Origin of the sequence: Nocardioides sp. (assembly GCF_050246775.1) — a bacterium.
GTDB lineage: Bacteria > Actinomycetota > Actinomycetes > Propionibacteriales > Nocardioidaceae > Nocardioides.
This window is the reverse complement of sequence record NZ_JBFWVK010000002.1, coordinates 996,889-1,021,505: the sequence shown is the minus strand read 5'-3', so window position 1 is coordinate 1,021,505 and position 24,617 is coordinate 996,889. Positions and strand designations below refer to the sequence as shown.

Sequence of the window (24,617 nt, the reverse complement as noted above, 5' to 3'; positions counted from 1 at the left end):
GGCCTGCTGCTCCACCCTCTCGGAAGCCGAAGTGATTCTATGAAGGTCCTCACCGGACTGGTCAGTGCCCTGCTCGTCTCACCTTCGGCGCTGATGGTCATGCCGGCGGCGCACGCCGACCCGTATCCCCACACTGTTGACACCACCTGTCACGCACGGTTGCAGGACAGCACCATCACCCGGCGCATCAAGCCGCAGGTCGCCTTCCGGATCACCACACAGGGCAATGCCACACCCAACGCCCGGGTCGGCATCCGGATCAGCCGCGACTCCAACGAGAGGACCGTGCTGCGGACGAGCAGGTACTACTCCGGCGGCACCGAGAACTGGGCGTTCCCGCGACTCAAGGCCGGTCGGTACACGATCGTGTTCCGTGCCCAGACCGCCGCGCGCTCGGTGTACAAGAACTGCTCGGACGCCAGCTTCCTGCGGGTCACCCGCTGATCTGAATCGCCGTCCACCTCTCCCGGCTCGCTGCCGGGAGCTAGCTCGCCCTCTCGGGAAGTAGCTCTGCCATGCGCTTCAAGCGTGCCCTCCTGCTCGTCGTGTTGCTCGCCTTGCTGGTGGTTGGGTACGCCGGCTGGCGAGTCACCCAGGTTCGTTCAGACCTGCAGACGGCCTCGACCAGTGCCTCGCGGCTGCAGGACGCCCTCGCGGCCGGTGACCAGCAAGCCGCGGAGCGGGAACTGGTGCTCCTGCGCGACAGCAGCGCCTCTGCGTCGTACCGGACAGGTGGCCCCTTGTGGTCGACGCTGTCGGCGGTCCCGTTCCTCGGCGACGATGCCGCCGCGGTACGTACGGCCAGCCGGGCCCTGGAGGCGTTGACCCGCGATGGACTCACCCCACTGGTGAGGTCCTCGGCCGGGCTGGAGGCTGGCGCGTTCACCCCGAACAACGGGACCTTTCCGTTGGCGGGCGTGACCGCCCTGGCGAAGCCGGTGGCAGCGGGGGCGACGGCATTCCTCGCGGCCGACGAGCTCCTTGCGGGGGTCGACACGAATGGGTTGGTCGGCCCTGTACGGAGCCCTTTCGAGGAGCTGGCCACGGTGGTTCATGAGAGTGCCGGTTCGCTCAGCTCCGCCGACCGGGCCATCCGACTCCTTCCCACGATGCTGGGCAGCCAGCGTGCGCGGCGCTACCTCCTGATCTTCCAGAACAACGCCGAGGTCCGGGCCAGCGGCGGGATGCCGGGCGCTGTGGCCGTTCTCGAGGCCGACCAGGGTCGGGTCAGGATGACGCGCCTGGCGACCGCCAGCGACTTCCGGCAACTTGCCGAACCGATCCTGCCCCTCACCGAGGACGAGCAGGAGGTCTTCGGCGACCAATTGGGCGTCTATTTCCAGGACGCCAACTTCACCCCGGACTTCGCGAGGACGGCTGCTCTGATGGCGGCCCGTTGGCAGCAGCGGTACGACGAGCGCCTCGACGGCGTGCTCTCGGTGGATCCCGTGGCGATGTCCTACCTCCTCGGAGCCACCCGGCCGGTGACCGCCGGAGGCATCGCCCTGTCCGCTGACACCGTCGTGGAAGAGCTGCTCAACCGGACCTACCTCCGTCTCGAGGACCCGGCCGAGCAGGACGCCTTCTTCCGTGACGTGGCCCAGCAGGTGTTCGAGGCACTCTCCTCGGGCACGGGCTCACCCCAGGTCCTGATCGAGGCGCTGGCTCGCGGCGCCAGCGAGGGTCGCCTGAAGGTCCACTCCTTCGACGCCGACGAGCAGCAGGCTCTCGGCGGCACCCAGGTTGCCGGGGAGTTTCCCGGCGCCAGCGTCCCGGCCAGTCCTCGTCCGCAGGTCGGGGTCTTCCTCAACGACGCCACCGGGTCGAAGATGTCCTACTACCTCGGCTACGAGACGCGGGTGGCCTCGGTCTCGTGCACCGACGATCGGCAGCAGCTGACCGGTCGCCTCACCATGGCCTCGAGGACCCCGCGGGGCGCCCGATCACTACCGGTGTCCATCACCGGCGGCGGCGTACATGACATCCCGCCCGGGTCCCAGCTGGTTGCCACCGATGTCTATGGGCCGGTTGGTGGGTCGATGAGCCACTTCGTGCTCGACGGCAGGAGACTCGCGGTCAAGCAGAAGGAGTACGACGGGCGTCCCGTGGTCTCGCTCGCGCTCTACCTGGATCCGGGACAACAGGTCGTCGTCACCTGGCGCATGGTCACCGGACCTGGCCAGAACGGCGACGTCGCGGTCAGTGTGACTCCCGGCGTGCACCCCGAGGATGAGTCCTCTGTGAGTGCCAGCGCTTGCGGCGCTGATCGCTCGTGAGGGCGATCTGGATCCGGGTGGCGCGTGCCCTACGGGTTCACCGCACCCGCGTGCTGATGCTCTTCGACGCTGGCGCGCTGCTGACGTCGTACGTCGTGACGCTGCTGCTGCACGATGAGATCTCCGACGCCGTCACGCTCGGGCCGGTGGCGGCGCTGGCCATTGCGGCAGTGGTGATCCAGTGGTCGGGGGGCCTGATCTTCCGGGTGTACAGCGGCAGGGTCGCAGTGGCGTCGATCGAGGAGACCATCCTCTTGGGGTTGACCACGGTCGGCGGCGGCGTGTCGCTGGGCTTGGTGAACATGACGACCACGCCCCTCCCCGTGGCCAGATCCCTGCCGTTCACGGCCACCTTCATGGCGCTGTTCGTGATGATGGTCGGACGGGCCGCGTGGCGTCACGAGTCGGACAACAGCTTCGTGCTCTCGACGTCGCTGAGCGAGCCTGCGCTGATCGTGGGGGCCGGGTGGAGCGGCCGGCGACTGGCCGAGTCCATGCTGGTGTCGGACTCGCCGTGGTGGCCCGTCGGTTTCCTGGACGACGACGACTGGAAGCGGCACCGCAAGCACTACGGCGTGGCAGTGCTCGGCGGGACCAACGACCTGGCGGGCGCCGTTGAGGCCACGGGTGCGGAGTGCGTGGTGATCGCCATCCCCAGTGCCTCGGCAGATCTCATCAAGCGGGTGTCGGACACAGCGCGTGGCCTCGACATCGCTGTCAAGGTCCTGCCTTCGCTGCAGGAGACGTTCTCGGCCGGGGTCGACGTGAAGGATGTGCGCGACGTCGAGATCGGGGACCTGCTGGGACGCAGTGCGATCGAGACCGACATCGAGTCCATCGCCGGGTATCTCACCGGGAAGCGGGTGCTGGTCACCGGCGCCGGTGGGTCCATCGGGTCGGAGCTGTGCAGGCAGATCGACCGGTGGGCGCCAGCCGAGCTGATCATGCTGGATCGAGACGAGTCCGCCCTGCACGCCGTACAGCTGATGCTGCACGGCCGGGCTCTCCTCGACTCGCCGGAAGTCGTCCTGAACGACATCCGCGACGAGCCGGCGCTGCGTGAGGTCTTCCTCGAGCGGCGGCCGCACGTGGTCTTCCACGCTGCCGCGCTGAAGCATCTGCCGATGCTGGAGCAGTACCCCGTTGAGGCCATGAAGACCAACGTCCTGGGCACGGCCAACGTGCTGGCCGCAGCCGCCGAGGTGGGTGTGCAGCGCTTCGTGAACATCTCCACCGACAAGGCGGCCGATCCCACCAGCGTGCTCGGCTACTCCAAGAGGGTCGCGGAGCGGTTGACGTCCGAGCTGGCCGGCAACGCGGACGGCTCCTGGATCAGTGTGCGTTTCGGCAATGTCCTGGGCAGCCGCGGATCAGTGCTGATGTCCTTCGCCTCCCAGATCGCCTCAGGAGGCCCGGTCACAGTCACCGACCCGGAGGTCACGCGCTACTTCATGACCGTCGAGGAGGCGGTGCAGCTGGTGATCCAAGCCGGCGCGATCGGCTGCGCGGGAGACGCGCTGGTGCTCGACATGGGGCAACCCGTGAAGATCCTGGACGTCGCCCAACAGCTCATCGAGCAGTCGGGAAGGCCGGTCGAGATCATCTACACCGGCCTGCGCGGAGGCGAGAAGCTGCACGAGAAGCTCTTCGGGGTCGGAGAGACGGATCGGCGTCCCGAGCACCCGTTGATCTCGCACGTCGCGGTCCCGCCGTTGTGCTTCAGCGAGGTGCGCAGCCTGTCGCTCGGTCTGCCGAACAGCGGCATGCTCAGTCAGTTCAAGCAGTGGATGTGTGTTGCGGGAGAGCCCGTCGCGGCCTCCGCCACTCCTGGGGCGCGCGAGTGGCTCTCAGCGGCGGACCGCTGATGTCGGACCCGCCGATCCTGCTGTCGGCGCCGGACGTGGGCGAGCTCGAACAGGAGTACGTGATGCGTGCCCTGCGGTCCGGCTGGATCGCGCCGGCCGGTCCGGACCTGTCCGCGTTCGAGGTCGAGGTTGCCGAACGGGTCGGGACGTCGTACGCCGTCGCGCTGTCGTCGGGTACGGCGGCACTCCACCTGGCCCTGGTCTCGTGGGGCGTCGGCCCGGGTGACGTCGTACCGGTGCCCACCTTCACGTTCGCTGCCACGGTCAATGCGATCCGCTATGTCGGCGCTGAGCCGCACTTCGTCGACTGTGACCCGCTCACGGGCAACATGAACCCGCGGCTGCTGATCGAGGCGGTCGCTGACCTTCGGCGACGTGGGCGATCGATCCCCGCGATCATCTCGGTCGACATGCTGGGCAAGTGCGTCGACTACGACGCCATCGAGAAGATCGCGCAGGAGTGTGGCACCCGGCTGCTGTGCGACGCCGCGGAATCGTTCGGCGCCACGTCCCGAGGCCGTCCTGCCGGCTCCTTCGGCGGGGCCTCGGTGTTGTCCTTCAACGGGAACAAGATCATGACGACCTCGGGCGGTGGCATGCTGCTGACCCAGGACGCCGCCTTGGCCGAGCACGCCAGGAAGCTCTCGTCGCAGGCTCGGGAACCGGTGGCGCACTACGAGCATGCCGAGGTCGGCTACAACTACCGGCTCTCCAACCTCCTGGCGGCACTGGGCCGGGCGCAGCTCACCCGCCTCGAGGAGATGCTGAAGGTCCGGCGAATATGGCGGGAGCGCTACCGAGCGCTCTTCGCCGACCAGCCTGGCGTCCGGATCCTCGGTGGCGAAGACGACGCCGACGACAACTGCTGGCTGACGGCGATCGTGGTCGATCCGGGCACCTCGGAATGGTCGACTGACCAGCTCTCGGCTGCCGCGACCGAGGCCCGGATCGAGACCCGGCCGGTGTGGAAGCCGATGCACCTGCAGCCGGTCTTCGCTGGTCTGGGAGGCACCCTCGACGGCAGCTCGGACGGCCTCTTCCGGGACGGCCTCACGCTCCCGAGCGGCTCGGGCATGAGCGAGGCGGCCTTCTCGAGGATCGAAGCCGTCGTCAGAGGGGTGGTGACTCGGTCGTGACCTCCCACTCCTACGATCCCTACAAGCGGTCGGTCGACGTCCTGGTGTCAGCCATCGGGATCGTCGTGACGCTTCCGCTCCAGGCGGTGCTGGCCCTGCTGGTTCGGAGCACGGTGGGTTCACCGGCCGTGTTCCGCCAGGCGCGACCGGGCAGGCACGAGGTCATCTTCGAGCTCCTGAAGTTCCGGACGATGCACGAGCCGGACCCCGCCCGAGGTCTCGTGAGCGACGACCAGCGCCTCACCCGCCTCGGCAGATTCCTGCGTTCCTCGAGTCTCGACGAGCTTCCGTCACTGTGGAACGTGCTCAAGGGGGACATGAGCCTGGTCGGACCGCGGCCTCTCCTGGTGCGCTATCTCGACCGGTACACCCCGGAGCAACGACGCCGACACGAGGTCCGACCCGGCATCACGGGGCTCGCACAGGTGAGCGGCCGCAATGCGATCGGCTGGAGCGAGAAGTTCGCGAGGGACCTGGAGTACGTCGAGAGCCGCAGCCTGTGGCTCGATCTGCGAATCCTTTGTCGCACCCTCGTCGCGGTCACTCGCCGCCACGGCATCTCCGACGCGACGACCTCGACCATGACCGAGTTCCTTGGACGAGAGGTGAAGGACCATGGCTGAGCCCCTGGTGATCGTCGGCATCGGCGGCTTCGGTCGTGAGGTCGCCGATGTTGTGGAGGCGGTGAACGCTGCTGCGGTCGATCCGCCCTGGCACCTTCTCGGCATGATCGACGATCGTCCCAGCGCGGTGAATCTCGGTCGTCTCAACGATCGGCAGCTGCCGTTCCTCGGAGGCGTCGACGCGTTCCTCGCCTGCGGCACCCCGACGGCGTACGTCGTGGGCATCGGTTCGCCTACGGTACGACGCGACCTGGCGGCCAGGTTCGACGCAGCCGGCCTCGAGGCCGCAACGCTCGTGCACCCCTCGGCCACGTGCGGGTCCATGGTGTCGATCGGCGCGGGCAGTGTGGTGTGCCCCGGGGCACGACTCGGCACCAACTCCACCTTGGGACGCCATGGCCAGGTCAATGCCAACGCGACGGTCGGGCACGACTCGGTGCTGGGGGACTTCGTCAGCCTGAACCCACTCGCCGCGATCTCGGGCGACTGCGCCATCGGTGACAGCGCCCTGATCGGGGTCGCCGGGGTGGTGCTGAACGGGCTGGTGGTGGGCGCAGGGTCCACGGTCGGCGGCAGTGCCTGCGTCGTTCGAGACGTCGCGGAGAACATGGTCGTGCGAGGGGTGCCGGCACGATGAAGGTCGCCTACCTGCATCAGTACTTCAAGACGCCGAGCATGTCGGGCGGCACCCGGTCCTACGAGATGGCTCTGCGTTTCGTGGCTGCCGGTCACGAGGTGCACATGGTGACCACGCGCAGTGACCCCTCGGGTGAGCGCGGATGGTCGCTGGAGGTGATCGACGGCATCCATGTGCACTGGCTCAATCTCGCCTACGACAACAAGATGAGCCACCGTCGTCGGATCCTGTCCTTCGCCGCCTTTGCGCTCCGTTCCACGATACGGGTCCGGTTGCTTCGTGCCGATGTGGTCTTCGCGACCAGCACCCCGCTGACCGTGGCGGTGCCAGGCCTGCTCGCGACGTGGTTCGCGCGACCAAGGCTCGTCTTCGAGGTGAGGGACCTGTGGCCCGCCGTCCCGATCGCCCTCGGGGTCCTCAGGAACCGACAGCTCCAGGTGGCGGCGACCTGGTTGGAGCGATTGGCCTACCGCCGCTCGGCTGCCGTCGTCGCACTGTCGGAGGGAATGGCGGACGGGGTGCGCTCGACCGGCTGCGCGAGCCGCATCGCAGTGATTCCCAACTCCTGCGACAACAGGCTGTTCGACGTGGACCCGGCACGGGGCCGGGAGTTTCGCGGCGACCGGGCCTGGCTCGGCGACCGCCCGCTGGTGGTCTACGCAGGGACACTCGGTGTCGTCAACGGCGTGTCCTACATGGTCGACCTCGCCCACTCGTCCCTGCTCCTTGCGCCCGAGACCCGATTCCTCGTCGTGGGCGACGGGGTGGAGCACGACAAGGTGACGAGGTTCGCCCAGGACAGGGGCGTACTCGGACGGAACTTCTTCATGGAGCCGCCGTTGGCCAAGCGCGAGATGCCCGCTGTGCTGAGCGCCGCGGACGTCAGTTGCTCCTGGGTGATTCCGGTGGTCGAGCTCGAGGCGAACAGCGCCAACAAGTTCTTCGATGCCCTGGCTGCTCGACGGCCGGTCGCCATCAACCACGGGGGCTGGCAGGCGGATCTGATCAAGTCCCGCAGGCTCGGTGTCGTGCTGGATCCGGGTGACCCCGGGTCCGGTGCGGAGACCCTCAACTCGTTCCTCGCTGACGAATCAGCCGTCATCAGGGCGCGCAGCGCGGCGGGTGTGCTGGCCGCAGAGTCGTTCGACCGCGACCGCTTGGCCCAACAGTTGCTGGGAGTCATCAGCGACGCAGCGGGCCTGACCGACTTCAACGAGGAGAGAAACCATGTCTGACCTCGACAGCACAACGCAGAAGCCCCACCTGGTCGTGGTGGGCCTCGGTTACGTCGGGCTGCCGTTGGCGCAGGCTGCGGTCCGGGCCGGCTACGCGGTCACGGGCCTGGACCGATCGAGCGTCGTCGTCGAAGGCCTGAACCGGGGCGTGTCCCATGTCGACGACCTGAGTGACTCCGAGATCGGTGACATGTTGGTGCGCGGGTTCGTGGCCACCGTGGATGAAGGTGCCCTGGGTCAAGCGAACGCCGTGGTCATCTGCGTTCCGACCCCGTTGGCTGTCGACGGCAGCCCCGATCTCCTGGCTGTCACCTCGGCCGGGGCAGCCGTGGCCCGCCACCTGCAGAGGGGAACCCTCGTCGTCCTGGAGTCGACGACGGCTCCCGGGACCACCGAGGAGGTCCTCGCGCCGGTCCTGGCGCAGTCGGGTCTGGTCCTTGGCGAAGACTTCTTCCTGGCCTTCTCTCCCGAGCGGGTCGACCCAGGGAACGAGACCTTCAACATCACCAACACCCCGAAAGTGGTCGGTGGCGCGACACCGCGATGCGCTGCGGCAGCCGCTGAGTTCTACGGGCGAATCGTCGACACCGTCGTGTTGGCCAAGGGGACGAGGGAGGCCGAGACCGCGAAACTGCTCGAGAACACGTACCGTCACATCAACATCGCCCTGGTGAATGAGATGGCGCGGGTGTGTCACGAGATGAACATCGACGTGTGGGATGTCATTCGCTGCGCCGAGACGAAACCCTTCGGGTTCCAGGCGTTCCGTCCGGGCCCAGGAGTGGGTGGTCACTGCATCCCGATCGATCCCAACTACTTGAGTCACGCGGTCAAGACGTCGCTCGGATATCCGTTGAGATTCGTCGAACTCGCGCAGGAGATCAATCAGACCATGCCGGCGTACGTCTTCCGCCGGATCCAGGATCTCCTCAACCAGGACGCCGTGGCAGTCAACGGCGCTCGAGTCCTCGTGGTGGGCGTGACCTACAAGGCGAACATCGCGGACCAGCGTGAGTCGCCCGCCGACGCCCTGTTCGACTTCCTCAGTCGATCCGGGGCGCTCGTCGAGTTCCACGATCCCATGGTCGGGGGGTGGAGCCCGGGTGGCGTTCCGGTGCCGCGCGTCGAAGCGCTGAGCGCCGACGAGTACGACGTGGCAGTGATCCTTCAACACCACGACGCCATCGACAGCGACCAGGTCGTGAAGGCTGCCCGCCGCATCCTCGACACTCGCGGCAAGCTGGATGCGCCGAACGTCGAGCGGCTGTGAGCCAATGACATGGCGGTGGTTGCGATGACTGGGGCGATTGCCTCGGGAACGACGAGCATGCGGATGCCGCCCCGGACACTGGCGGTCTACTTCATGGCGAAGTTGGTGCCGGGTGTGCTGACGATGATGGCCGTACCAATGTGGGTCCGGCTGGTCGGTTTCGAGTCCTACGGTCGTTATGCACTCGCCTGGGCCGTTGCTGTCTGTGCTGCTTCCCTGGGCACGGGCTGGCTGAGGCAATCGGCGTTGCGGTTCGTTGGGTCGGAGCACGGTTCGTTTGGGCTACTGCCCGTGTCGGCGATTGTTGTTTCCATCATCGCCGCGGGAGGCTTCTGCGCCGTCTCCTATGGAATCGTCCTGGAAGGGGCCTCCCTGGGTACTGCGGCCCTTGTTGGTCTCTTCGGGTCGTCCATTGCTGTGGCTGCGATCGTTACGACCGTGCTGCAACGAGACGCCCGGTCTCGTACGTACAACCTCCTCGAGACAATCAAGGTGCTGGCGACGGTCTTGCTGGGAGCTGCCTTCATCACCGTCGGATTCCACGGGGCGGGTGTCATCGTTGCCAGCGCCACAGTGGCGAACGTGTGCGGGGCAGCGGCTCTTGTGCCCAACTTGCGGCGGTCGCAGCAACTTCGTAGGTCGGAGTCGACAGGCACCAGGCCACTCAGTGTCCTGCCACTGTGGTGGAAGTACGGGTGGCCGATGTCCCTCTGGCTCGGCTTGTCCCCAGTTCTGCTGTACCTCGACCGCATGGTCCTGGCAATGTTCGCGGACGCACAAACTGTCGGGAGGTACGCAGCAGTATCCGACCTCTTGGTTAGGGGTGTTGCCATGTTGGCGTTCCCTGTGACCATGGCACTGCATCCGCTCGTCATGCGAGCCGTCAATGACGGACGCCGCGTCGAGGCGTTGCACGCTGTCAAGCGGTGGACGTTGGGGATGCTGCTGGCCCTCGCGTTGGGCACTGCCAGTGCGATAGCGGTAGGCCCCTTCATTTTGGGCGCGCTGCTCGGTACAGAACCGCCGTCTAGAGCCATTGTGGTGCCCTTGCTGCTGGGAGCGGGATTGTGGCAGGTCGCTCAACTCGCTCACAAGCCGATGGAAGTCAATCGGCAGACAGCACTCATGTTGGGGCTGCTGGTCGCTGCGGTGGCACTGGAGGTCGCCGTAGCCCTCGGCTCGGTTCGTATGTTGGGGGACCGCGGAGTCGCGCTCGGGCTTGTCGTAGGTGCCGTCTCATACCTTCTTGGCGTGGCATGGTTCACGCTCCGGAGGTGCGCCCGCGATGGATAACCATGTTCGCTTCATTGCCGTTTCCTACTTTGGCAGTGCCGACGCCGCCGCACTGGTCGAGTCGCTGATGGGGCAGTGGGATCCGCGATGGACGCTCGTCCTCGTGGACAACAGCCAAAGCCCATCGGAATTGGCTGCTCTGGAGGTGTTGGCGTCCATGGACCAACGCGTGCAAGTGTTGGATTCGAGAGGCAACCTGGGCTACTACGGAGGTGCCTCCGCAGCTTTGAGATTGTTGCCCGCCAGTCCAAGATGGACATGCGTGTGCAACGTCGATCTGACGGTTGCGAACGATGCCGTCGGTGAGGTGTTGAGAGATTCCGAGTCATCCATCGGCGTCTTGGCGCCCGGAATCTGGTCCCAGAAGACTGGCCATGACCAGAATCCCTATATGCGGAGTCGGCCGTCGCGACGGGCTACCTTCCTGCGATATTGGATGTTCCGCTGGACCCCAGTGGCTCGAATCTTGGTGGCGGCTTCTGCACTGAAGGGTGGTCTCCGCGTTAGGCCGAGACTCGCGCTTGATACCTCAAGCGATATCTACGCACCACACGGCGCGTGCATCTTCTTCTCAACTCGCTACTTCCAGGCAGGCGGCGACTTCGAGCATCCAGTGTTCCTGTTCGGTGAGGAGATCACCGTTGCCGAGAACTGCGCTCGGCTCGGACTGAAGGTTGGCTATCGACCGCAGGTGCGTGTCTACCATAATGAGCATCGCGCGACAGGAACGTGGCGCTCGAAGAATGTCCTGAATGCCCAGCGAGAAGCTGCTCGCTTCTTGAGGGCAGTTTTGGGTGGCCCCAGGCGAGGAGGGAGTGGGTGCTGACTCCATCCCGAATCTTTGCAGCCTATTGGCTTGCCCTGATCGCGGCGGCTTTGATTTTCTACCCGGGGAGTCTTCTCAGTTGGGGAACTATCCGACTGATCTTGCTGATGGTCGGCGCCTTCACTCTCGGCGTGCTGATCGCCGGTCATGGAGGGTCAGGCGGCAAGACACCCGCGAAAACCGGGCCATCAGTCGACACCTCCAAACGCCGACTATTGGTCGGCATGGTGCGGCTTGGTGTGTTATGCAACGTGCTTGCAGCCGTGCTCGCCCTACGGAGTCACGGGTTCGCCGTAACCCAGGTCCTATCGCTGCCCGGGCTTCTGAGCACGGCGAACAGTGTCACGGTCGCTCGCTACTCGGGCGCCGGAGGATCACTTTTCGTGCCGCCGCTTCTCGGGATTGGATATGCAGCGGCCCTCGTCTCCCCGACTCTGCGGTTCTACGGCGCCGGTTGGCTCACTGTCTTGGCTCCGGTTCTTTCGAGCCTCGCCTTTGCGGCGGTTACAACCGAGCGCCTAGGACTCCTGATCAGTGCGGCTCTTACTGCGGGGAGTCTGATTTCGAATAGCGTTGTGGCGACGGGTTCCGCGCCGAGACTGTCAAAGCGCATTGTCGCCGGTGCATTGGTGGCTGGCCTGACGCTCGGCGCAGCCTTTACTTCAGTTGCTTTCATCCGAGTGGGAAGAATCGACCCTCAAATTGCTGATGTGATCTACCAAAAGCAGAAGGTGTACGCACTGGGGTCACTTCCGGCCTTTTCTGAATGGCTGGAGCGCAATAATGCAACGCCAGTCCAAGGCGTACGCCCCGGTTGGGGCACCTCCACATTGGCGGGAGTCGAGTACGTTACCGGCAGGAGCCGTGAAGCGACCCGGGCCTACGATGAATTTGAAATGATTGATAGCCAGGGATCGCGAAGCAACGTCTATACCGTCTTCAGGGGGCTAATCATGGACTTCGGAGTCGCCGGGGCAATTCTCCTGTTGGCCCTGGCAGGCTTCGTGTTCGGCCGGGTCTTCAGGAGAGTGCAAATCACTCGTTCTTTGCCATGGGCGGCCGTCCTCGCGTGTTTCTACGCGGTGATCTTGCTGACGAACACCATGGCTATCACGTCATTTACCAATGTTATTGGAGCCATGGTGTTGGGTGTGGCCACGCTCGCATGGCGGAGTCCTGGGCGTGCCAGAGAGAATGGCACCCAGCGGCTGGGGTCACCGCCTCCGCCTAGGACGAAGCGGCGGCGGCTTCTCACGTGAAACGCCCGCCGGAGCAGTGCTCCGACGGGCGTCCGCGTGTTCGAGGGCGTGTCAGCTGGCGTTGTTGATCATGCCCGCGCCGACGGTGATGCCGGTCGCCTCGTCGATCAGGATGAACGAGCCCGTGGTCCGGTTCTTCGAGTAGGGATCGCACAGCAGCGGCACCGTGGTGCGCAGCTGGACGCGGCCGATCTCGTTGAGGCCGAGCTCCTTGGTCTCCTGGTCGCGGTGGAGCGTGTTGACGTCGAGGCGGTACTGCACGTCCTTGACCAGGGCCCGGGCGGTGCGCGTGGTGTGCTTGATGGCGAGTTTCTGGCGCGGACGCAGCGGCTCGTTGGTCATCCAGCAGATCATCGCGTCGATGTCCTGGCTCGGCTTGGGGGCGTTGGCGGGCCGTGCGATCATGTCGCCGCGCGAGACGTCGACGTCGTCCTCGAGGCGGACCGTCACCGACATCGGCGGGAAGGCCTCGTCGATCTCCTTGTCGAACAGGTCGATGCCCGCGATCTTGGAGGTCATGCCGCTGGGCAACACGATCACCTCGTCACCGGGCTTCATGACACCGCCGGCCACCATGCCGCCGTAGCCGCGGTAGTCGTGGTGCTCGTCGGACTTCGGGCGCACGACGTACTGCACCGGGAACCGCACGTCGACCAGGTCGCGGTCGGAGGCAACGTGGACGTGCTCGAGGTGGTGCATCAGGGTCGGACCGCTGTACCACGACATCTTCTCGGAACGGGTCACCACGTTGTCGCCCTGGAGCGCGGAGATCGGGATGATCTCGAGGTCCGGGATCGACAGCTTGGTCGCGAACGACGTGAACTCGGCATGGATCTTCTCGTAGACCTCCTCGGAGAAGTCGACGAGGTCCATCTTGTTCACGCAGAGCACCAGGTGGGGCACCCGCAGCAGCGACAGGATGACCGCGTGGCGACGCGACTGCTCGGTGAGGCCCTGCCGGGCATCGACGAGCACGAGGCCGAGGTCCGCGGTGGAGGCACCGGTGACCATGTTGCGGGTGTACTGCACGTGACCGGGGGTGTCGGCGATGATGAACTTGCGGGCCGGGGTGGCGAAGTAGCGGTAGGCCACGTCGATCGTGATGCCCTGCTCGCGCTCGGAGCGCAGACCGTCGGTCAGGAGCGCAAGGTCGGTGTAGTCGTAGCCCTTGGAGGCGCTGGTGGACTCCACCGCCTCGAGCTGGTCCTCGAAGATGGACTTGGAGTCGAGCAGCAGCCGACCGATGAGGGTCGACTTGCCGTCATCGACGGAACCAGCCGTCGCGAACCGCAGCAGGTCCATCTGGTGCATGGTCTCTTCAGGCATCAGAAGTAGCCTTCCTTCTTGCGGTCTTCCATGGCGGCTTCGGAGAAGCGGTCGTCACCACGGGTGGCGCCGCGCTCGGTCACCTTGGCGATGGCGATCTCGTCGATGATCTCCGCGGTGGTCGCGGCGGTGCTCTCGACGCAACCGGTCAGGGTCATGTCGCCCACGGTGCGGAAACGCACGGTGCGCTCGGTGATGGTCTCGTTGCCCTTGGTCTGAACGGCGTCCGAGGCCGACAGCAGCATGCCGTCGCGCTCGATGACCTGGCGCTGGTGGGAGAAGTAGATCGAGGGGATCTCGATCTGCTCGCGGTGGATGTAGTACCAGATGTCCAGCTCGGTCCAGTTGGACAGCGGGAAGATGCGCATGTGCTCGCCGGCGTGGATGCGCCCGTTGTAGAGGCTCCACAGCTCGGGGCGCTGCATCTTCGGGTCCCACTGGCCGAACTCGTCGCGGTGGGAGTAGACGCGTTCCTTGGCGCGGGCCTTCTCCTCGTCGCGACGGCCGCCACCGAAGGCGGCGGTGAAGCCCTCCTCCTCGATGGCGTTGAGCAGGGTGCCGATCTGCATCCGGTTGCGGCTGGTCTTGCCGTCGTCGACGATCACGCCGCTGGCGATGGCCTCGTCGACGCTGGCCACGACCATGCGGACCCCGAGGCGGTTGACCCAGTTGTCGCGCGTCTGGAGGACCTCGGGGAAGTCGAAACCGGTGTCCACCTGGAGCATCGGGAACGGGATCTTCGAGGGATAGAACGCCTTCTCTGCCAGGCGCAGCATCACGATCGAGTCCTTGCCGCCGGAGAACATCAGCACCGGCTTCTCGAACTCGGATGCGACCTCGCGGAAGATGTGGATGGACTCCGCCTCGAGCTGGTCGAGCTGACTCAGCTGGTAGTCGGCGTGGGTTTCAGTCATGTTTGAGGGTGGCCTCTCATCGGGACAGCAGTGGATATCCTAACCACCGCTGAGCGCTCTTATTTAGTCGGCGATGCGTCGTGGTCAGTTGGGCCGCCGTGGCGGTCGGCGCGCAGGGTCTCGATCTGTTCGACGGTGGGCGCTCCGAACATCGGCAGTCCCTCCTTCTTTCGCAGCAAACCCCACACCAGTGGAAGGAGGACGACCATCGCGACTCCGACGCCGGCGACCAGCATCGGGTGGGTGTCGTCCTTGCCGGCGCCCAGGGGGGCCCAGCCGGCCTTGTCGAGCAGGGCGACCCCGGACATGGTGAGGACCACCACGATCCCCCGCCGGATGATCGACTGGGGCACCTTGGGTGCGATCTTGCTGCCCAGGATCGTGCCGGGCACGGACCCCAGGATCAACGGGATCACCAGGCTCCAGTCGAGCCCGTTGATGATGATGTTAGAGATGGCCGCTGCCAGCACCAGCGGCACCGCCTGCACGAGGTCGGTGCCCACGAGCTTGAGGGCCGACAGTGTGGGGTAGAGCATCAGCAGGGCGATCATGATGACCGAGCCGGAGCCGACACTGGTCACGCCGACGAGCAGACCGCCGAGGGCGCCCACCAGCAGGGTCGGGATGGCGCGGATCACGGGCTCGGAGACACCCACGGGGGTGCCGTTGACCTCTTTGCGCAGCCCGACGTAGAGCCGCAGCGCATAGGTAGCGGCGGCCAGCAGCAGCGCGAAGCCGATGCATTCCTTCAGGAGCTTGTCGAGGGTCTCCGGTTCGCCGCCGGCGATGGCATGGATGATGAATGGCCCGAGCAGGGCCATCGGGACGCTGCCGAGGATGAGCCACTTGGCCAGCGAGAAGTTCGGGGAGCCCTCCCGCGAGTGCACGACCGCGCCGCCGGTCTTGTAGACCGCAGCTGCGGTCAGGTCGGCAGTGACCACGGTGGCGGCGTCCCCGACGCCGAGGAAGATCAGCGCCGGGGTCATCAGCGCGCCACCGCCCATGCCGGTGAGGCCGACGATCACGCCGACGAAGAAGCCAGCGGCGAGGATGGCGAAGAAGGATGCGGTGATCAGGTCGCTCATGGCTGGCCTTCGGCAGTCTGTGGTCGGAACACGTTAGTCTACTGACTCACAGTGGAATTGTGTGATTCCTGGGCCAGGTGGAGGTGCCCCGCGCTGGAGAGGCTGGTCAGCACGTCGTCCAGTGCGGCCCCGATGCTGCGACCGGTGGTGTCCACCCTCACCGCGGCGTCCTGCGGCTCCTCGTAGGGCGAGGAGATGCCGGTGAACTCAGGGATCTCGCCGCGGCGGGCCTTGGCGTAGAGGCCCTTGCGGTCGCGTCGCTCGCACTCCTCGAGCGGGGTCGCGACGTGGATCAGGAAGAACGCCCCGCCGGCCTCCTCCACCATGGCGCGCACCTGCTGCCTGGTCTCGTCGAACGGGGCGATCGGGCTGCACACCGCGACCCCACCGTGACGCGAGATCTCGGCGGCCACCCAGCCGATCCGCCGGATGTTGGTCTCGCGGTCGGCCTTGGAGAAGGTGAGCCCGGCGGACAGGTTGCGGCGGACGACGTCGCCGTCGAGGCTGGTCACGCTGCGACTGCCCTGTTCGAGGATCCGGTCCATGAGGGCCTGCGCCAGCGTGGACTTGCCGCTGCCGGAGAGCCCGGTGAAGAACAGCACCAGCCCCTGGCTGTCGGGGGCCGGCCGCTCGACGTCGAGGATGGCCCCGATGCTCGCCGGGAAGTCACTCTGGTCGTCGGCCAGGGCCACCACCGGGTCGTTGCCGGCAAAGTTGCCCACGACCTGGACCCCCAGCGCGTGATCGGCGTCAGGATCCTCTCGCGAGGCGAGGGCCACAGCCACCACGTGAGCCTCAGGCAGCAGGTCGGCGGCCGCAAGGGTGGCTCGGATCAACCCGACCTTCGACATGTCCTCGGGAGTCCCGGTGCCGACCAGCGCCAGGAGCACGACATGCCCCAGTCGGGCGAGCTGGTCGACCTGTCCGGTGGTGAGTGGGCCGCTCACCGGCACGAACGTGGCTCCGGCGTAGGCCTCCCGGGTCTGCGCGGGAGTGAGATACAGACGGCGGAACGGGCCGAACTGGGTGTGTGCGAGCGGCGTGACCGAGCCATCCGGGGCCACGGTGGCCAGCGGCAGACCCTCGGGGTCCACCAGCTCGACCACGCCATCGGCACCGTCCGGGCGCGCCAGGGTCACCGGCGAACCGGGCTCGTCGAAGCCCGCGAGAGGGGCAAGGGCGCCCGTGACGAGGAGCTCGAGGTCGTCGAGCTCACGGGGGGTCGGGCAGAACTGCTGGGTCACGGGCGTCATCCTGCCATTCCCGCCGTAGCCTTGCGGCCATGTCAGCACCAGTAGCCTCCCCAGACTCCCAACCGGTCATTGTTGCCCAGATCGTCCGGTCCCATTTTGTGGAAGGACACCACTACGGGTCGGTGGTCGCACTCGACTCCGACGGTGACCTCGACTGGTCCGTGGGGGCTGCCACCGCGCCGATCCTGCCGCGGTCCAGCAACAAGCCGCTCCAGGCGCTCGGGATGGTGCGGGCGGGCCTGGACCTGCCTGCTGACCTGCTGGCACTGGCCTGCGCGTCCCACTCAGGTGAGCCGTTCCACGTCGAGGGGGTACGCCGGATCCTGGCCGGCGCCGGGCTGTCCGAGTCGGACCTGCAGACGCCGCTGGGCTATCCACTGGACGACGACGCCCGCGAAGCCGTGATCCGGGCCGGCGGTCACCAGTCGTCGATCCTCATGAACTGCTCCGGCAAGCACGCGGCCATGCTGGCGACCTGCGTGGTCAACGGCTGGGACACCAGGTCCTACCTCGACCCGGCGCACCCCGTGCAGCAGGCGATCCTGGCTACCTTCACCGAGTTCACCGAGGAGCCGGCCACGGTCGCGGTCGACGGATGCGGGGCTCCGCTGCTGTCGACCTCGCTCGTCGGCCTGGCGCGCGCCTTCCGCCGGCTTGCGGTGGCCACCGGAGGTCCCGAGCGCCGGGTGGCCGAGGCGATCCGCCGCCACCCAGAGTTCGTCAGCGGCACCACGCGCGACGAGCGGGCCCTGTTGACCGCGATCCCTGGTGCGATCGGGAAGGCCGGCGCCGAATCCTGCTACGTGGTCGCGCTGCCCGATGGCCGTTCGTTCGCGCTCAAGACCGATGACGGCGCACCCCGGGTCCGCCCGGTCCTGATGGCCGAGGCCCTGCGGCGCTCCGGGGTCGACCGCGAGGTCGGGGTCGACGCCGTTGCGGTGACCCGGACCGGCGTACTCACCCTGCTCGGAGGCGGCGTGCCGGTGGGGGAGATCCGCGCCTGCTTCTAGCAGTTGCAAGCAGTACGGCGGCGTCAGAAAGCCTTGAAAATAAGGAGTTCTCGGTGCCGTGTGGGGCGGATCACGCCCTCTCAGTTTGCATTTGCTAACTCCAGCAAGCAGACTGGAGACATGGCAAAGGGGAAGGTCGGCAAGACCGTCGAGTCGCTCGGCGACTACCTCAAGGAGCAGCGGGTCGCCGCCCGTCTCTCGTTGCGGCAGCTGTCGGAGCAGGCCGGTGTGTCCAACCCTTACCTGAGCCAGATCGAGCGCGGTCTGCGGCGCCCCTCGGCTGAGGTGCTCAACCAGATCGCGAAGGCGCTGCGGATCTCCGCGGAGCAACTCTACGTCCGCGCCGGGATCCTCGATCCCGACGAGGATCCCGCGGGCTCGGTCGAACTCGCCGTCCTCGGCGACTCGGGCCTGTCCGAACGTCAGAAGCAGTCCCTGCTCGACGTCTACCACTCTTTCCTGGCCCTCAACAAAGACCTGGCCGGGGACTGAAGACCACCACCACGTCAGCCCGGAACCCCCGGGCCGCGCTGAACAGAAGGAGATTCGACATGCCGAAGACCACGTTCGACATCAAGACCGAAGCCACCCGCTCGCTGCTCGCCGGAGTCGGCGCGGCAGACCTGGCCGTCGAGGCCGTCCGCGACTACGTCGCCGACGTCTCCGCGAAGGCGGGCCACCTGCAGAAGAACGTCTCGAAGAACGTCACCGGCATCGACTACGACCCGGCCGCCCTGCGTGACCAGGCCGTCACCGCCGTCAACGCCCGCTTCGACGCCCTGAGCGCGGACGCCAAGTCCACGCGCGCCATGATCGAGGCCCGCCTCGTCGAGCTCCAGGCCCAACTGCAGGCCGAGGCCAAGGCGCTTCCCGCCAAGGTCCAGACCCTGATCGACGAGAACGTCGCCACCGCCGGTGAGACCTACACCGAGCTCGCCAAGCGCGGCGAGGACCTCGTCGGCCGGATCCGGAAGCAGGAGTCCACCCAGGCCGCCGTGACGTCCGCCAAGACCACGGTCGCCAAGGCGAAGACCACCAAGACGCAGGCCACCAAGTCTGCGAACGTGGCCAAGACCGCCGCCAAGAGCACCGCGAAGAGCACCACCAAGACGGCCAAGACGGCGACCAAGACCGCGACCAAGACGGCCGCCAAGAAGGCCGCCCCCGTCAAGAAGAGCGCCGCCACCGCCGAGAGCAGCGCCAAGGCCACCGTCACCGCAGCCAAGAAGACGGCTTCCACCGCCGTCGAGGCCGTGGTCGACGCCGCCGAGAAGATCGGCGACTGACCCAACGCGAGGAGTGCCCCGGACCTGTAGGTCCGGGGCACTCGAGCGTCACGGGCGGCGCACGTGGCGAGCGAGCGACTCCAGGGCGTCGGTTGCGGTGAATCCCGTCGCCTCCAGCTTGGCCAGGGACAGCACGCTGTGCCGGGGCCGCGGGGCGAGCGCCCTGCCCGCGCCGTACTCCTCGGTGCTGATGGCTCGCACGGCGTCGGGGTCCTGGCCGAGCAAGGTGAAGACGGTCTGGGCGACGGTGTGCCACGAGGTCGGTGGACCGCCGTTGGAGACGTGATAGGTGCCGTACGCCGCCGCGCTGTCGACCAGGTGCCGGGTCGCTCGAGCGAGCTCGTCGGTGAAGGTCAACCGCCCGAACTGGTCGTCCACCACGTCGGGGTGCACCCCGCGCCGGGCCAGGCCGACCATGGTGCGCACGAAGTTGGGCCCCTCGCCGATCAGCCAGCTGGTGCGGACCACGTAGTGCCGCGGTGCAGCGGCCGCGGCGAGCTCGCCGGCCGCCTTGCTCTGCCCGTAGACCCCCAAGGGCGCCGGCGGCTCCGACACCTCGTGCAGCTCAGCGGTGCCGTCGAACACGTAGTCGGTCGAGTAGTGCACCAGGGTCAGGTGGTGGGCCCGGGCAGCCTCGGCCAGGTGGGCCACCGCTGAGGCGTTGACGGCCCAGGCCAGCCGCCGACCCTCCTCGGTCTCTGCCTCGTCGACGGCCGTGTAGGCGCTCGCATTGAGCACGAGGTCGTACGACGACCAGGGCCAGGCCGCGACCGCCCCCGGGTCGGTGACGTCGAGCTCGTCTCGCCCCACGAGCTGCGCCTGCGGCCAGGCCGTCGCGAGGGCCTGACCCAGCTGACCGCCCGATCCGATGATGAGGGTGCGGCGCCGAGGCAGCGGTGTGACCTGCCCCAAGGACGGGTTGGCCCGGTCCTTGTCGGAGACCGACGAGTCCGCCAGGGGAACGGGCCAGGGGATCGCCAGGTCGGGGTCGTCCAGCCGCACCGCGACGTAGTCGACGGTGGGAGTCCAGTGGTCGTTGACCAGATAGGTGTAAGCGGTCGCGTCGACGAGCGTCTGGTAGGAGTTGCCCACCCCGCGCGGGACGAAGACCGCGGTCGTGGGGTCGATCTCGAGGTGGAACGTCGAACCGAACGAGTCACCCTCACGCAGGTCCACCCAGGCCGCGAACACCGCCCCGGTGGCGACCGAGACGAACTTGTCCCAAGGCTCGGCGTGGATGCCACGGGTGGCGCCGCGGAACTGGTTGAACGACACGTTGTTCTGCACCGGGGAGAAGTCGGGGAGGCCAGCGGCCACCATCTTCTCGCGCTGCCAGGCCTCCTTGAACCAACCGCGGGTGTCGGTGTGCACCGGCGTCCTCAGGACGAGCAGGCCCGGGATCGGGGTCTGCTCCACGGTGAGCCCGGCTCCAGGGGATGCCATCACTGGCCCTGCGCGGCGTACGTCGCCTCGGTGCGCTGCTTGTGGGGTCGCCACCAGTCCTCGTGCTGCTGGTACCACTCGATGGTCCGGGTCAGGCCTTCGCTGAAGTCCGCGTGGCGAGGCTCCCAGTCGAGCTCGGTGCGCAGCTTGGTCGCGTCGATCGCGTAGCGCAGGTCGTGGCCGGCCCGGTCGGTGACCAGGTCGAAGTCGTCGGCAGGGCGGCCGAAGTGCGCCAGGATCAGGGCCACCACGTCGAGGTTGTCGCGCTCGCCGTCGGCGCCGACGAGGTAGGTCTCGCCGATGCGGCCCTCGGTCAGGATGCGCCACACCGCCGAGGAGTGGTCCTCGACGTGGATCCAGTCGCGGACGTTGTGTCCGGCCCCGTAGACCTTCGGGCGGCCCCCGTCGATGACGTTGGTGATCTGGCGCGGGATGAACTTCTCGACATGCTGCCAGGGGCCGTAGTTGTTGGAACAGTTGGAGATGGTCGCCTGCACGCCGAAGCTGCGCACCCAGGCCCGCACGAGATGGTCCGAGCCGGCCTTGGCCGCCGAGTAGGGGCTGCTGGGGTTGTACGGCGTCGCCTCGGTGAACCGCGTGCTGTCCTCGAGGGCGAGGTCGCCGTACACCTCGTCGGTCGAGATGTGGTGCAGCCGGGTCCCATGGCGTCGTGCCGCCTCAAGGAGGCAGAAGGTGCCGACCAGGTTCGTGGTGATGAACGGCCCCGGTTCGTTCAGCGAGTTGTCGTTGTGCGACTCCGCGGCGAAGTGCACGACGGCATCGTGGGCGGCGACCAGGGGGTCCACCACTGCGGAGTCGGCCACGTCGCCGACCACGAGGGACACGCGGTCGGTGGGGAGCCCGTCGAGGGCCTCGCGCGAGGCGGCGTACGTCAGCTTGTCGAGGACCGTCACCCGCACATCGGTGTTCGCCATCAGGTGGTGGACGAAGTTGGCGCCGATAAAGCCGGCCCCACCCGTCACAAGCAGGCGATCCATGCGGCGCAGTCTACGAGCAGCCGGCGTCCGGGATCGGCGACCCCGACGCCCTAGGGTGAAGGGCATGCGCGGAATCATCCTGGCCGGAGGCACGGGCACCCGCCTGCACCCGATCACCCAGGGCATCAGCAAGCAGCTCGTTCCGGTGTACGACAAGCCGATGATCTACTACCCGCTCTCGACCCTGATGCTGGCCGGCATCCGGGACGTGCTGGTGATCACCACCCCGCACGAGGCGGAGGCCTTCGAGAGGTTGCTCGGTGACGGGTCGCAGTTCGGGATCTCGATCTCCTACGCCGAGCAGCCGCATCCCGATGGTCTGGCCCAGGCCTTCGTCCTCGGGGCCGACTTCATCGGCGCCGAGAAGGTGGCCCTGGTGCTGGGCGACAACATCTTCCACGGCCCGGGGCTCGGCACTCAGCTGCGCCGCTTCGCCGAGGTCGACGGTGCCGCGATCTTCGCCTACCAGGTCGCGAACCCCTCGTCGTACGGGGTGGTGGAGTTCGATGCCGAGGGACGTGCCCTGTCGCTGGAGGAGAAGCCGGAGCGTCCGCGCAGCCGCTACGCCGTGCCCGGTCTCTACTTCTACGACAACGACGTGGTGGCGCTGGCGGCGACGTTGCAGCCCTCATCTCGCGGCGAGCTCGAGATCACCGACCTCAACCGGCGCTATCTCGAGGCCGGGCGGCTCCAGGTGCAGGTGCTGCCGCGGGGCACGGCCTGGCTGGACACGGGCACCTTCGACTCCCTCAACGACGCCAGCAACTTCGTGCGCACCATCGAGGGACGCCAAGGCACCAAGATCGGCTCGCCCGAGGAGGTCGCCTGGCGGATGGGGTTCCTCACCGACGCCGAGCTCGTCGCCCGGGCCGGACCGCTGCGCGCGAGCGGGTACGGCGACTACCTGCTGAGCCTGCTCGACTGAGCTCCCGCGCTCATGCCGTCCGGTCGGCGGCGACCATCCTGGCCACGATCTCGGCAAAGCCGACGGTGGGTGTCCACCCGAGCGCTTCGCGGGCCAACGAGGCATCCCCGGTCAGGGTTGCCGGATCGTGCTCGCGCACCAGGCCCGGGTCGCTGGTGACCAGGGGCTCCCAGTCCACGAGGTCGACGCAGGCGAAGGCCGCCGCCACGAAGTCACGCACCGAGTGGCTCTGACCGGTGGCCACGACGTAGTCGCGGGCATCCTCGGCGCGGGACATCCGCACCAGGGCGTCCACGTAGTCCGGGGCCCACCCCCAGTCGCGGCGTACGTCGAGACTGCCGAGGGTGAGCCCGGAGGCTTCGCCGCGGGCGATCGCTGCCACCGTGGAGGTGATCCGGCGGGTCACGAACTGGCGCGGCCGGCGCGGCGACTCGTGGTTGTAGAGGATCGCCGCGGAGGCGGCCAGGCCTCGTTCTCGCCACAGCGCCACCCCTCGATGGGCCACGGCCTTGGCCTCCGCGTAGGGGCTCAGCGGGTGCAATGGCGTCTGCTCGGTCTGCGGGCTGAGTCGGGTGTCGCCGAACATCTCCGCGCTCGAGGCCTGGACGAGCCGCACACGATGACCTCGCGACTCCTGCACGGCGTGGGCCGACTCCATCAGCTCCACGGCCGCGGTGCCGTTGAGTCGGGCGGTGAGCTCCGGCTGGCGCCACGACTCGGCCACCGAGCTGAGGGCAGCCAGGTTGAAGACCTCGTCGGGGTCGATCTCGTGCAGCAGGGCCCTGACCGAGGCGCTGTCGGTGAGGTCGCCCGGGTGCAGCAGCACCGAGGCAGGGCAGTGCGGCGGAGGTGGTTCCGAGGCATGGTGGAGCGCGTGCACCTCGACACCGTCGGCGATCAGGCGCTCGGCGAGGTAGGAGCCGTCCTGGCCGCTGATCCCGGTGATGAAGGATCGGGTCACAGGTGGTGCTTCTGCTCGGCGAGATCGCTCTCGACCATCATCGCGACGAGCTCGTGGAAGCCCACCCGAGGCTGCCAGCCCAGCACTCGGCGTGCCTTGCCGGCGTCACCCACCAACCGGTCGACCTCCGCCGGGCGCAGGTGCTGGGCGTCCTGGCGGACATAGGGCGTCCAGTCGTCGATGCCGGCGCACGCGAAGGCGACGTCGAGCAGCTCGCGGACCGAGTGCGTCTGGCCGGTGGCCACCACGTAGTCGTCGGCGACGTCCTGCTGCAGCATCAGCCACATGGCCTCGACGTAGTCACCGGCGAAACCCCAGTCGCGCTCGGCGTCCAGGTTGCCCATCACCAGGTCGTCCTGCAGGCCGAGACTGATCCGGGCCACCGCCTGACTGACCTTGCGGGTCACGAACTCCGGCCCCCGGCGAGGTGACTCGTGGTTGAACAGGATCCCTGACGAGGCGTGCAGGGCGTACGACTCGCGATAGTTGACGGTGAGGTGGTGGCCGTAGGCCTTCGCGACGGCGTAGGGCGAGCGCGGCCACAGCAGGGTGCGCTCGTGTTGGGGTGACTCCTGCACCTTGCCGAACATCTCCGAGCTCGATGCCTGGTAGAACCGGACGGCCGACGTGTCGTCCCCGGAGTGCAGCCGGAGCGCCTCGAGCAGGTTGAGCACGCCGAGGGCGGTGACGTCGGTGGTGACGTGGGGGTTCTGCCAGGAGTAGGCGACGAACGAGACCGCGCCGAGGTTGTAGACCTCGTCGGGTTCGCAGGCGCGCAAGGCCCTCAGCAGGCTGCTCTGGTCGGTCAGGTCGCCGTGGTGGAGCCGTACGTCGGGCACCAGCTGCTCGACCAGCTCACGCTTCGGGTTGTGCTGACCCCGGATCAGCCCGTGCACGGCGTAGCCCTTCGCCAGCAGGAGTTCGGCGAGATACAGACCGTCCTGGCCGGTGATGCCGGTGATCAGGGCGGTACGACGGGGCGCGGACATGGTGGGA

Annotated in this window: 22 protein-coding genes and 1 pseudogene; 15 read left to right on the top strand and 8 right to left on the bottom strand. The window is 67.4% G+C overall.

Translation table 11 applies throughout. The annotated features are described in order from the left end of the window. The first annotated feature begins 39 nt into the window (after positions 1-39). From AB7I40_RS14775 to AB7I40_RS14725, 11 genes and pseudogenes are all read left to right on the top strand, one after another. On the top strand, positions 40-444 hold the full coding sequence (locus tag AB7I40_RS14775; RefSeq protein WP_428347352.1) for a hypothetical protein: 405 nt from the start codon (positions 40-42) through the stop codon (positions 442-444). Between the two features lie 71 nt (positions 445-515). Next, a complete protein-coding gene (locus AB7I40_RS14770) occupies positions 516-2,276 on the top strand; it encodes a DUF4012 domain-containing protein (protein ID WP_428347351.1) in 1,761 nt (586 codons plus the stop codon). Beyond that, positions 2,273-4,141: a polysaccharide biosynthesis protein gene (locus tag AB7I40_RS14765; RefSeq protein WP_428347350.1), complete on the top strand. Its 1,869-nt coding sequence runs from the start codon at positions 2,273-2,275 to the stop codon at positions 4,139-4,141. The genes AB7I40_RS14770 and AB7I40_RS14765 overlap by 4 nt, the downstream gene beginning before the upstream one ends. After that, entirely contained in the window at positions 4,141-5,277 is a 1,137-nt protein-coding gene (locus AB7I40_RS14760; protein WP_428347349.1) for a DegT/DnrJ/EryC1/StrS family aminotransferase, read from the top strand. Before AB7I40_RS14765 ends, AB7I40_RS14760 begins: the two co-directional genes overlap by 1 nt. Continuing rightward, complete coding sequence (locus AB7I40_RS14755; RefSeq protein ID WP_428347348.1) at positions 5,274-5,900, top strand: sugar transferase; 627 nt, start codon at positions 5,274-5,276, stop codon at positions 5,898-5,900. The genes AB7I40_RS14760 and AB7I40_RS14755 overlap by 4 nt, the downstream gene beginning before the upstream one ends. After that, on the top strand, positions 5,893-6,537 hold the full coding sequence (locus AB7I40_RS14750) for a NeuD/PglB/VioB family sugar acetyltransferase (protein ID WP_428347347.1): 645 nt from the start codon (positions 5,893-5,895) through the stop codon (positions 6,535-6,537). The genes AB7I40_RS14755 and AB7I40_RS14750 overlap by 8 nt, the downstream gene beginning before the upstream one ends. Then, positions 6,534-7,772 (top strand): glycosyltransferase family 4 protein, encoded by a 1,239-nt coding sequence (locus AB7I40_RS14745; RefSeq protein WP_428347346.1) that lies wholly within the window; start codon positions 6,534-6,536, stop codon positions 7,770-7,772. Before AB7I40_RS14750 ends, AB7I40_RS14745 begins: the two co-directional genes overlap by 4 nt. Continuing rightward, positions 7,765-9,042: a nucleotide sugar dehydrogenase gene (locus AB7I40_RS14740; RefSeq protein WP_428347345.1), complete on the top strand. Its 1,278-nt coding sequence runs from the start codon at positions 7,765-7,767 to the stop codon at positions 9,040-9,042. The genes AB7I40_RS14745 and AB7I40_RS14740 overlap by 8 nt, the downstream gene beginning before the upstream one ends. A gap of 9 nt (positions 9,043-9,051) precedes the next feature. After that, positions 9,052-9,861 (top strand): annotated as a pseudogene (locus AB7I40_RS14735) (lipopolysaccharide biosynthesis protein); the annotation flags it as partial. A 466-nt stretch (positions 9,862-10,327) separates the two neighbouring features. Beyond that, a complete protein-coding gene (locus AB7I40_RS14730; RefSeq protein WP_428347344.1) occupies positions 10,328-11,161 on the top strand; it encodes a glycosyltransferase in 834 nt (277 codons plus the stop codon). After that, entirely contained in the window at positions 11,155-12,420 is a 1,266-nt protein-coding gene (locus AB7I40_RS14725) for an O-antigen polymerase (protein ID WP_428347343.1), read from the top strand. The genes AB7I40_RS14730 and AB7I40_RS14725 overlap by 7 nt, the downstream gene beginning before the upstream one ends. Positions 12,421-12,471: 51 nt before the next feature. Here the strand turns inward: AB7I40_RS14725 and AB7I40_RS14720 are convergent, their stop codons facing one another. The 4 genes from AB7I40_RS14720 to cysC are packed head-to-tail and all read right to left on the bottom strand — an operon-like array spanning position 12,472 to position 16,989. Continuing rightward, positions 12,472-13,746, bottom strand: a complete 1,275-nt coding sequence (locus tag AB7I40_RS14720) for a sulfate adenylyltransferase subunit 1 (protein WP_428347342.1) — start codon at positions 13,744-13,746, stop codon at positions 12,472-12,474. Next, the gene (gene cysD, locus AB7I40_RS14715) at positions 13,746-14,660 is read right to left on the bottom strand and encodes a sulfate adenylyltransferase subunit CysD (RefSeq protein ID WP_428347341.1); all 915 of its coding nucleotides are present in this window, start codon (positions 14,658-14,660) and stop codon (positions 13,746-13,748) included. The genes AB7I40_RS14720 and cysD overlap by 1 nt, the downstream gene beginning before the upstream one ends. Before the next feature lie 59 nt (positions 14,661-14,719). Next, positions 14,720-15,745, bottom strand: coding sequence for a sulfite exporter TauE/SafE family protein (locus tag AB7I40_RS14710; protein WP_428347340.1), 1,026 nt, complete (start codon positions 15,743-15,745; stop codon positions 14,720-14,722). A gap of 38 nt (positions 15,746-15,783) precedes the next feature. Then, positions 15,784-16,989, bottom strand: coding sequence for an adenylyl-sulfate kinase (gene cysC / locus AB7I40_RS14705; protein WP_428347339.1), 1,206 nt, complete (start codon positions 16,987-16,989; stop codon positions 15,784-15,786). A 38-nt stretch (positions 16,990-17,027) separates the two neighbouring features. Here cysC and AB7I40_RS14700 point away from each other — a divergent pair, with 38 nt between their 5' ends. The 3 genes from AB7I40_RS14700 to AB7I40_RS14690 all read left to right on the top strand — a co-directional run bounded on the left by AB7I40_RS14700 (position 17,028) and on the right by AB7I40_RS14690 (position 19,294). Continuing rightward, positions 17,028-18,008, top strand: a complete 981-nt coding sequence (locus AB7I40_RS14700) for an asparaginase (RefSeq protein ID WP_428347338.1) — start codon at positions 17,028-17,030, stop codon at positions 18,006-18,008. Positions 18,009-18,128: 120 nt separating this feature from the next. Beyond that, on the top strand, positions 18,129-18,500 hold the full coding sequence (locus AB7I40_RS14695) for a helix-turn-helix domain-containing protein (protein WP_428347337.1): 372 nt from the start codon (positions 18,129-18,131) through the stop codon (positions 18,498-18,500). A gap of 59 nt (positions 18,501-18,559) precedes the next feature. After that, positions 18,560-19,294, top strand: coding sequence for a hypothetical protein (locus tag AB7I40_RS14690; protein WP_428347336.1), 735 nt, complete (start codon positions 18,560-18,562; stop codon positions 19,292-19,294). A gap of 48 nt (positions 19,295-19,342) precedes the next feature. On the opposite strand, the gene rfbD is transcribed toward AB7I40_RS14690, so the two are convergent. Further along, the gene (rfbD, locus tag AB7I40_RS14685) at positions 19,343-20,737 is read right to left on the bottom strand and encodes a dTDP-4-dehydrorhamnose reductase (RefSeq protein WP_428347335.1); all 1,395 of its coding nucleotides are present in this window, start codon (positions 20,735-20,737) and stop codon (positions 19,343-19,345) included. Then, positions 20,737-21,735: a dTDP-glucose 4,6-dehydratase gene (gene rfbB, locus AB7I40_RS14680; protein ID WP_428347334.1), complete on the bottom strand. Its 999-nt coding sequence runs from the start codon at positions 21,733-21,735 to the stop codon at positions 20,737-20,739. Before rfbB ends, rfbD begins: the two co-directional genes overlap by 1 nt. A 64-nt stretch (positions 21,736-21,799) precedes the next feature. On the opposite strand from rfbB, the gene rfbA reads away from it, so the two are divergent. Continuing rightward, positions 21,800-22,660 (top strand): glucose-1-phosphate thymidylyltransferase RfbA, encoded by an 861-nt coding sequence (rfbA, locus tag AB7I40_RS14675; RefSeq protein ID WP_428347333.1) that lies wholly within the window; start codon positions 21,800-21,802, stop codon positions 22,658-22,660. Positions 22,661-22,670: 10 nt separating this feature from the next. Here the strand turns inward: rfbA and AB7I40_RS14670 are convergent, their stop codons facing one another. Continuing rightward, complete coding sequence (locus tag AB7I40_RS14670) at positions 22,671-23,621, bottom strand: GDP-mannose 4,6-dehydratase (protein WP_428347332.1); 951 nt, start codon at positions 23,619-23,621, stop codon at positions 22,671-22,673. Then, positions 23,618-24,610 (bottom strand): GDP-mannose 4,6-dehydratase, encoded by a 993-nt coding sequence (locus tag AB7I40_RS14665; protein WP_428347330.1) that lies wholly within the window; start codon positions 24,608-24,610, stop codon positions 23,618-23,620. Before AB7I40_RS14665 ends, AB7I40_RS14670 begins: the two co-directional genes overlap by 4 nt. Positions 24,611-24,617: the final 7 nt, after the last annotated feature.

Excerpts from the sequence above, each read along its gene's own strand:
- cysD (WP_428347341.1), bottom strand. The coding sequence starts at position 14,660 with ATGACTGAAACCCACGCCGACTACCAGCTGAGTCAGCTCGACCAGCTC.
- AB7I40_RS14690 (WP_428347336.1), top strand. The coding sequence starts at position 18,560 with ATGCCGAAGACCACGTTCGACATCAAGACCGAAGCCACCCGCTCGCTG.
- AB7I40_RS14665 (WP_428347330.1), bottom strand. The coding sequence starts at position 24,610 with ATGTCCGCGCCCCGTCGTACCGCCCTGATCACCGGCATCACCGGCCAG.
- AB7I40_RS14710 (WP_428347340.1), bottom strand. The coding sequence starts at position 15,745 with ATGAGCGACCTGATCACCGCATCCTTCTTCGCCATCCTCGCCGCTGGC.
- AB7I40_RS14760 (WP_428347349.1), top strand. The coding sequence starts at position 4,141 with ATGTCGGACCCGCCGATCCTGCTGTCGGCGCCGGACGTGGGCGAGCTC.
- AB7I40_RS14750 (WP_428347347.1), top strand. The coding sequence starts at position 5,893 with ATGGCTGAGCCCCTGGTGATCGTCGGCATCGGCGGCTTCGGTCGTGAG.
- AB7I40_RS14770 (WP_428347351.1), top strand. The coding sequence starts at position 516 with ATGCGCTTCAAGCGTGCCCTCCTGCTCGTCGTGTTGCTCGCCTTGCTG.
- AB7I40_RS14740 (WP_428347345.1), top strand. The coding sequence starts at position 7,765 with ATGTCTGACCTCGACAGCACAACGCAGAAGCCCCACCTGGTCGTGGTG.
- rfbA (WP_428347333.1), top strand. The coding sequence starts at position 21,800 with ATGCGCGGAATCATCCTGGCCGGAGGCACGGGCACCCGCCTGCACCCG.
- rfbB (WP_428347334.1), bottom strand. The coding sequence starts at position 21,735 with ATGGATCGCCTGCTTGTGACGGGTGGGGCCGGCTTTATCGGCGCCAAC.
- AB7I40_RS14775 (WP_428347352.1), top strand. The coding sequence starts at position 40 with ATGAAGGTCCTCACCGGACTGGTCAGTGCCCTGCTCGTCTCACCTTCG.
- rfbD (WP_428347335.1), bottom strand. The coding sequence starts at position 20,737 with ATGGCATCCCCTGGAGCCGGGCTCACCGTGGAGCAGACCCCGATCCCG.
- AB7I40_RS14700 (WP_428347338.1), top strand. The coding sequence starts at position 17,028 with ATGTCAGCACCAGTAGCCTCCCCAGACTCCCAACCGGTCATTGTTGCC.
- AB7I40_RS14720 (WP_428347342.1), bottom strand. The coding sequence starts at position 13,746 with ATGCCTGAAGAGACCATGCACCAGATGGACCTGCTGCGGTTCGCGACG.
- AB7I40_RS14730 (WP_428347344.1), top strand. The coding sequence starts at position 10,328 with ATGGATAACCATGTTCGCTTCATTGCCGTTTCCTACTTTGGCAGTGCC.
- AB7I40_RS14695 (WP_428347337.1), top strand. The coding sequence starts at position 18,129 with ATGGCAAAGGGGAAGGTCGGCAAGACCGTCGAGTCGCTCGGCGACTAC.
- AB7I40_RS14745 (WP_428347346.1), top strand. The coding sequence starts at position 6,534 with ATGAAGGTCGCCTACCTGCATCAGTACTTCAAGACGCCGAGCATGTCG.